Source organism: Longimicrobium sp. (assembly GCA_036389795.1).
In the GTDB taxonomy this organism is placed as follows: domain Bacteria; phylum Gemmatimonadota; class Gemmatimonadetes; order Longimicrobiales; family Longimicrobiaceae; genus Longimicrobium.
Genome location: DASVWD010000218.1, coordinates 1 through 7,103, shown reverse-complemented (window position 1 = coordinate 7,103; position 7,103 = coordinate 1). Strand labels below are relative to the sequence as shown.

The 7,103-nt window shown below is 74.6% G+C and carries 2 protein-coding genes; both read right to left on the bottom strand.

The window, feature by feature from the left end:
* Window positions 1-30 precede the first annotated feature (30 nt).
* On the bottom strand, window positions 31-3,387 hold the full coding sequence (locus VF746_25440) for an amino acid adenylation domain-containing protein (protein HEX8695785.1): 3,357 nt from the start codon (window positions 3,385-3,387) through the stop codon (window positions 31-33).
* Window positions 3,388-3,577: 190 nt separating this feature from the next.
* Window positions 3,578-6,955 carry an amino acid adenylation domain-containing protein gene (locus VF746_25435; GenBank protein HEX8695784.1) on the bottom strand — a complete coding sequence of 1,126 codons (3,378 nt, stop codon included), beginning with the start codon at window positions 6,953-6,955 and terminating at the stop codon, window positions 3,578-3,580.
* Between the last annotated feature and the right edge of the window lie 148 nt (window positions 6,956-7,103).

Here is a 7,103-nt window from a genome sequence, read left to right as displayed (position 1 = left end):
CCCTGTTCCCTATCCCCTGTCCCCTGCGGTCTACTCGGCCAGCAGCGCCTCGACCTCCTCGGCGGAGAGGCCCTCCAGCTCGGCCACCATCTGCGCGAGCACGGGGGAGCCGGCGGCCTCGATCGCCTCCGCCAGGCCGGCGATGGTGGGGGCGGCGAAGAAGCCGCGGATCGGCAGCTCCACCGCGAACGTCTGCGCCACGCGCGAGATCACCTGCGTGGCGAGCAGCGAGTGGCCGCCGAGCTGGAAGAAGTTGTCGGTGACCCCGATCGGCTCGCGGCGCAGCACCTCGGCCCAGATCCCGGCCAGCATCTCCTCCACCAGGTTGCGCGGCGCGACGTACCCGCCCTCCGCGGCCTCGGGCGCCTCGGGGACCGGGAGCGCGCGGCGGTCCACCTTCCCGCTCGTGGTCGTCGGCAGGCTCTCCAGCGCCACGAAGGCGCCGGGGACCATGTACTCCGGCAGCCGCTTCCTCAGCCACGCGCGCAGGCCGTCCGCGGAGGGCGCCTCGCTCCCCGCGGCGGGGACGAAGTACGCCACCAGCCGCTGGTCGCCGGGGACGTCCTCGCGCACCAGGGCCGCGGCGGCGGCGACGGCCGGGTGGCGCAGCAGGACGGACTCGATCTCGCCCAGCTCGACGCGGTGGCCGCGCAGCTTCACCTGGAAGTCGGTGCGGCCCAGGTACTCCAGCGTGCCGTCCGCCCGCCAGCGCACCCGGTCGCCCGTGCGGTACATGCGCGCGCCGGGCGCGGGGGAGAAGGGGTCGGGCACGAAGCGGTCGGCGGTCAGCCCCGGGCGGCCCAGGTAGCCGCGCGCCACGCCCCCGCCGCCGACGTACAGCTCGCCGGGGACGCCCACGGGAGACGGCTCGCCCGCGCGGTCCAGCACGCGGGCGCTCACGTTCGCCATCGGCCGGCCGATGGGGACGATGCCGTCGCCCGGCCCGGTGACGCGGTGCGCCGTCGCCCAGACGGTGATCTCGGTGGGCCCGTAGAGGTTCCACACCTCGCCCGCGCGGGAGAGGAGCGCCTCCGCCAGCTCCGCCGTCAGCGCCTCGCCCGTGGCGACGGCGCGCAGGCCGGGGCGTCCCTCCCAGCCGGACCGCACCAGCAGCCGCCAGGCGGCGGGCGTGGCCTGCATCACCGTCACGCCCTCGGCCTCCATCAGCCGCGCCAGCGCCCGCCCGTCCACCACCTCGTCCGGCCCGGCGACCACCACGCGCGCGCCGGTCGCCAGCGGCAGGAACAGCTCGGGGACGGAGACGTCGAAGGAGATGGTGGTCACCGCCAGCGTCACGTCGTCCGCGCGCATCCCCGGCTGGTGGGCGACGGAGGCCAGGAGGTGCGACAGGTTGCGGTGCTCGACCTCCACCGCCTTCGGACGGCCCGTCGAGCCCGACGTGTAGACCAGGTAGGCGCGGTCGCCCGGCGCGGCTCCGGCGGAGACCGGCGCGACCGCCTCGCCGGGCGCGGGCGGCGCGGGGACGGGGATCACCCGCGCCCCGGACACGGGGAGCGGCGCGGCCGGGGCGTCGGCCAGCACCAGCGCGGCGCCGGAATCCTCCAGCATGAAGGCGACGCGCTCGGCCGGGTACGACGGGTCGAGCGGGAGGTAGGCGGCGCCGCTCTTCAGGATGCCGAGCAGCGCCGCCACCATCGCCGCCGAGCGCTCCAGCGCCACGCCGACGATCGCTCCCGGCGCCGCGCCGCGCGAGCGCAGCTCCGCCGCGATGCGGTTCGCCCACGCGTCCATCTCGCGGTAGGTGAGGCGGCCGCTTCCCGCGACCACGGCGAGGGCGTCCGGCGTGCGCGCGGCCTGCGCCTCGAAGCGGCGGTGCAGCGGGGCGGACGGGACGTCGAGGGCGGGGCCGGCGCCCCACTCCTCCAGCAGCGTGCGGCGCTCGTCGCCGCCCAGCAGCGACAGCTCCGAAAGGCGCGAGTCGGGCGCGCGGCCGGCGCGGTCGAGGAGGGTGACGAAGTGGCGGCACATCCGCGCCATCGTCGCCGGGTCGAAGAGGTCGGTGGAGTACTCCGCGAAGGCGGAGAGCCCCTCGCCGAGCTCCAGGGTGGTGAGCTGCAGGTCGAACTTGGCGACGCCGGTGTCCATCATGTTCAGGTCGTGGGCCGGCGAGATCGGCCGGGTGGGGAGCACGTCCGGCTCGTCTCCGCCGCCTTCCGCGAAGTGCGAGCGCACGAAGGTCTGGTGGAAGTAGAGCGCCTGGAACACGGGGTGCCGGCTCAGGTCGCGCTCCACCCCCAGCAGGTCCACCAGCTTCTCGAACGGCAGGTCCTGGTGCAGGTCGGCCTCCAGCACCAGCCGCTTCGTCCGCCGCACCACGTCGCGGAACACGGGGTCGCCGGAGAGGTCGATCCTGAGCGCCGCCGTGTTCACGAACATCCCCACCACCCGCTCCAGCTCCGCGCGGCCGCGGCTGCCGAGCAGGGTGCCCACCACGAGGTCGTCCTGCCCCGAGTACTTCCGCAGGAGGACGTAGAATGCCGCCATCACCACCATGTTGAGGGTGGCCGCCTCCTGTCTGCAGACTTCGCGCAGGCGCCGGGTGACGTCCGGCGGGACGCGGAAGCGGTGGAAGCGCCCGCGGTAGGTGAGCGCGGGCGGGCGCGGCCGGTCGCCGGGAAGCTCGAGCGGCGGCGCGCCCCGCAGGTGCTCGCGCCAGAAGCTCACCTGCTTCTCCAGCGTCTCGCCGGTGAGGTGGCGCCGCTGCCACACCGCGTAGTCGGCGTAGCGGAGCGTGGGCTCGGGGAGCTCGGGGACGCTGCCGGTGACGTAGCCCTCGTAGAGGTCGAACACCTCGCGGTTCACCAGCGCGCACCCCCACCCGTCGGCGACGATGTGGTGCACGGTGGTCACCAGCGCGCAGTGCTCGTCCGAGACGCGCAGGAGCGTGACGCGGGAGAGGGGCAGGCGCGCCAGGTCGAACGGCCGCGAGCCCTCCTCGGCCACCAGCGCCTCGACGTCCCGCGCGAAGTCGGGGCCCACGCGGTGGCGGACGTCGAGCACCTCCACCTGCACCGGGAAGGGGGGGTGGACCACCTGCTTCAGCTCGCCCGCGTCCATGCGGAAGGTGGTGCGCAGCGCCTCGTGCCGGCGCACCACCACGGTGAGGGCGCGCTCCAGCGCCCGCACGTCGATGCCGACCGGGACCAGGACCGCGACGGGGATGTTGTAGATCGGGCTCCCCGGCATGAACCGGCTGAGGAACCACATCCGCTCCTGCGCGAAAGACGCGGGGTGCTCGGGGCCGGGCCCCGCCACGCGGCCGACCACCTCGCGCGGGCGCAGGCTGGACGCCTCGCCGCGCAGGCGCTTCTCCAGCAGGGCGCGCCGGGCGTCGGAGAGCCCGGCACGCCGGGGGGAGGGGTCCATGGTCGTCGGTCCTCTGGTCGATTCGCGTTCACGAGTGCGAAGTGCGAAGTGCGAAGTGCGAAGTGCGACTTCGATCCCGCTTCGGCTGACGTAGGCGTGGCGCCACCGGGGGTGCCCCCTCCCCGGCCCTCCCCCTCCGCGTGGGGGCCACCTCCCAGCCGTCCCGCAGGCTGTCCTTTGTCCCCTGCCGTCAAGCCGTTTCCTCGGCCAGCAGGGCCTCGATCTCTTCGGCGGAGAGGCCCTCCAGCTCGGACACCATCTGCTCGAGCACGGGGGAGCCGGCGGCCTCGATCGCCTCCGCCAGGCCCGCGATGGTGGGGGCGGCGAAGAAGTCGCGGATCGGCAGCTCCACCGCGAACGTCTGCGCCACGCGCGAGATCACCTGCGTGGCCAGCAGCGAGTGGCCGCCGAGCTGGAAGAAGTTGTCGGTGACGCCGATCGGCTCGCGGCGCAGCACCTCGGCCCAGATCTCGGCCAGCATCTCCTCCACCACGTTGCGCGGCGCGACGAATTCGTCCTCCGCGGCCGCGGGCGCCTCGGGGACCGGGAGCGCGCGGCGGTCCACCTTGCCGCTGGTGGTCGTCGGCAGGCTCTCCAGCGCCACGAAGGCGCCGGGGACCATGTATTCGGGCAGACGCTCCCTCAGCCACGCGCGCAGATCGTCCGCGGAGGGCGCCTCGCCTCCCGCGGCGGGGACGACGTACGCCGCCAGCCGCTGGTCGCCGGGGACGTCCTCGCGCACCAGGGCCGCGGCGGCGGCGACGGCCGGGTGGCGCAGCAGGACGGACTCGATCTCGCCCAGCTCGATCCGGTGGCCGCGCAGCTTCACCTGGAAGTCGGTGCGGCCCAGGAAGGCGAGCGTGCCGTCCGCCCGCCAGCGCACCCGGTCGCCCGTGCGGTACATGCGCGCGCCGGGCGCGGCGGAGAAGGGGTCGGGCACGAAGCGTTCGGCGGTCAGCTCCGGGCGGCCCAGGTAGCCGCGCGCCACCCCCGCCCCGCCGATGCACAGCTCGCCGGGGACGCCCACGGGACACGGCTCGCCCGCGCGGTCCAGCACGTAGACGCGCGTGCCGGCGACCGGCCGGCCGATGGGGACGATGCCGTCGCCCGGCTCCGCGACGCGGTGCGCGGTTGACCAGACGGTGGTCTCCGTGGGTCCGTAGACGTTCCACACCTCGCCCGCGTGGGCGAGGAGGTCTTCCGCGAGATCCGGGGTGAGCGCCTCGCCGCCGGAGAGGACGCGCAACGAGGGGCGCCCCGCCCAGCCGGACTGCACCAGCATCCGCCAGGTGGACGGCGTCGCCTGCATCGCGGTGGCGCCCTCCGCCTCCAGCAGCCGGGCCAGCGCGGGCGCGTCGGCCGCTTCTTCCCGACTGGCGATGACGACGCGCGCGCCGGCGACGAGCGGGAGGAAGAGCTCCAGCACGGAGATGTCGAAGGAGATGGTGGTCACCGCGAGCAGCACGTCGCCCGCGGCGATCCCCGGCCCGGCGGCCATCGCGGCGAGGAAGGCGGACGCGCCGCGGTGCTCGACCTCCACCGCCTTCGGCCTCCCCGTCGAGCCGGACGTGTAGATCAGGTACGCGCGGTCCGCCGGCGCGACCGCGACGTCCGGGCGCTCCACCGTCTCGCCGGGGGACGGGCGCGGCGGGCAGAGGACGGCTTCGGGCGCGTCCGCCGGGAGCGCGTCTCGCAGCGCGGACTCGGTGAGGACGAGCGCGGCGCCGGAGTCGGAGAGCATGAAGGAGACGCGCTCGGCCGGGTACGACGGGTCGAGCGGGAGGTAGGCGGCGCCGCTCTTCAGGATGCCGAGCAGCGCCGCCGGCAGCGCGGCCGAGCGCTCCATCGCCACGCCGACGATGGTCCCCGGCCCCGCGCCGCGCGAGCGCAGCTCCGCCGCGACGCGGTTCGCCCACGCGTCCAGCTCGCCGTAGGTCAGCCGCTCTCCGCCCGCGACGACGGCGAGGGCGCCGGGCGTGCGCGCGGCCTGCGCCTCGAAGCGGCGGTGCAGCGGGGCGGCGGGGGCGGCGAGCGCGGGGCCGACGCCCCACTCCTCCAGCAGCGCGCGGCGCTCGTCGCCGCCCAGCAGCGAGAGCCGGGAGAGGCGCGAATCGGGCGCGCGGCCGGCGTGGTCGAGGAGGGTGACGAAGTGGGCGCACATGCGCGCCATCGTCGCCGGGTCGAAGAGGTCGGTGGAGTACTCGGCGACGGCGGACAGGCCGTCGGGGAACTCGATCGTGGCGATCTGGAGGTCGAACTTGGCGACGCCGGTGTCGACCAGGCTCACCTCGTGGGCGGGCGAGATCGGCTGAGAGGGGAGCACGCCCGGCTCGTCTCCCGTGTCTTCCGCGAAGTGCGAGCGGGCGAAGGTGTGGTGGAAGTACAGCGCCTGGAACACGGGGTGCCGGCTCAGGTCGCGCTCCACCCCCAGCAGGTCCACCAGCTTCTCGAACGGCAGGTCCTGGTGCAGGTCGGCCTCCAGCACCACCTTCTTCGTCCGCCGCACCACGTCGCGGAACACGGGGTCGCCGGAGAGGTCCATCCGGAGCGCCGCCGTGTTCACGAACACGCCCACCACCTGCTCCAGCTCGGCGCGGCTGCGGTTGCCGAGCAGGGTGCCCACCACGATGTCGTCCTGCCCCGAGTACTTCTGCAGGAAGGCGTAGAAGCCCGCCATCAGCACCATGTTGAGCGTGGCCGCCTCCTCCCTGCAGATCTCGCGCAGCCGCCGGGTGACGTCCAGCGGGACGCGGAAGCGGTGGAAGCGCCCGCGGTAGGTGAGCACGGGCGGGCGCGGCCGGTCGCCGGGGAGGTCGAGCGGCGGCGCGCCCCGCAGGTGCTCGCGCCAGAAGCTCACCTGCTTATCCAGCGTCTCGCCGGTGAGGTAGCGCCGCTGCCACACGGCGTAGTCGGCGTAGCGCAGGGTGGGCTCGGGGAGCTCGGGGACGCTGCCGGTGACGAAGCCCTCGTAGAGGTCGAACATCTCGCGGTTCACCAGCGGGTACGCCCACCCGTCGGTGATGATGTGGTGCATGGTCACCACCTGCGCGTAGTGCTCCTGGGAGACGCGCAGGAGCGAGACGCGGAAGAGCGGCAGGCGCGCCACGTCGAACGGCCGCGAGCCCTCCTCGGCCACCAGCGCCTCGACGTCCCTGGCGAAGTCGCCGCCCACGCGGTGGCGGAGGTCGAACACCTCCACCTTCACCGGGAAGGGGGGATGGACCACCTGCTTCAGCTCGCCGCCCGCGTCCATGCGGAAGGTGGTGCGCAGCGCCTCGTGCCGGCGCACCACCACGGTCAGGGCGCGCTCCAGCGCCTCGCGGTCGATGCTGGCCGGCACCAGGATGGCGACGGGGACGTTGTACATGGGGTTCCCCGGCGTGAACTGGCTGAGGAACCACATCCGCTCCTGGGCGAACGAGGCCGGGTGCTCGGGGCCGGGCCCCGCCACGCGGCCGACCACCTCGCGCGGACGCAGGCTGGGCGCCTCGCCGCGCAGGCGCTTCTCCAGCAGGGCGCGCTTGGCGTCGGAGAGCCCGGCACGCCGGGGGGAGGTGTCCATGGTCATCGGTTCTTCATCGATTCGCGTTCACGAGTGCGAAGTGCGAGGTGCGAGGTGCGAGGTGCGAAGTGCGACTTCGACCCTGCTTCGGTTGGCATTGGCGCGGTGCGACCGGGGGTGCCCCCTCCCCGGCCCTCCCCCGCTGCGCGGGAGA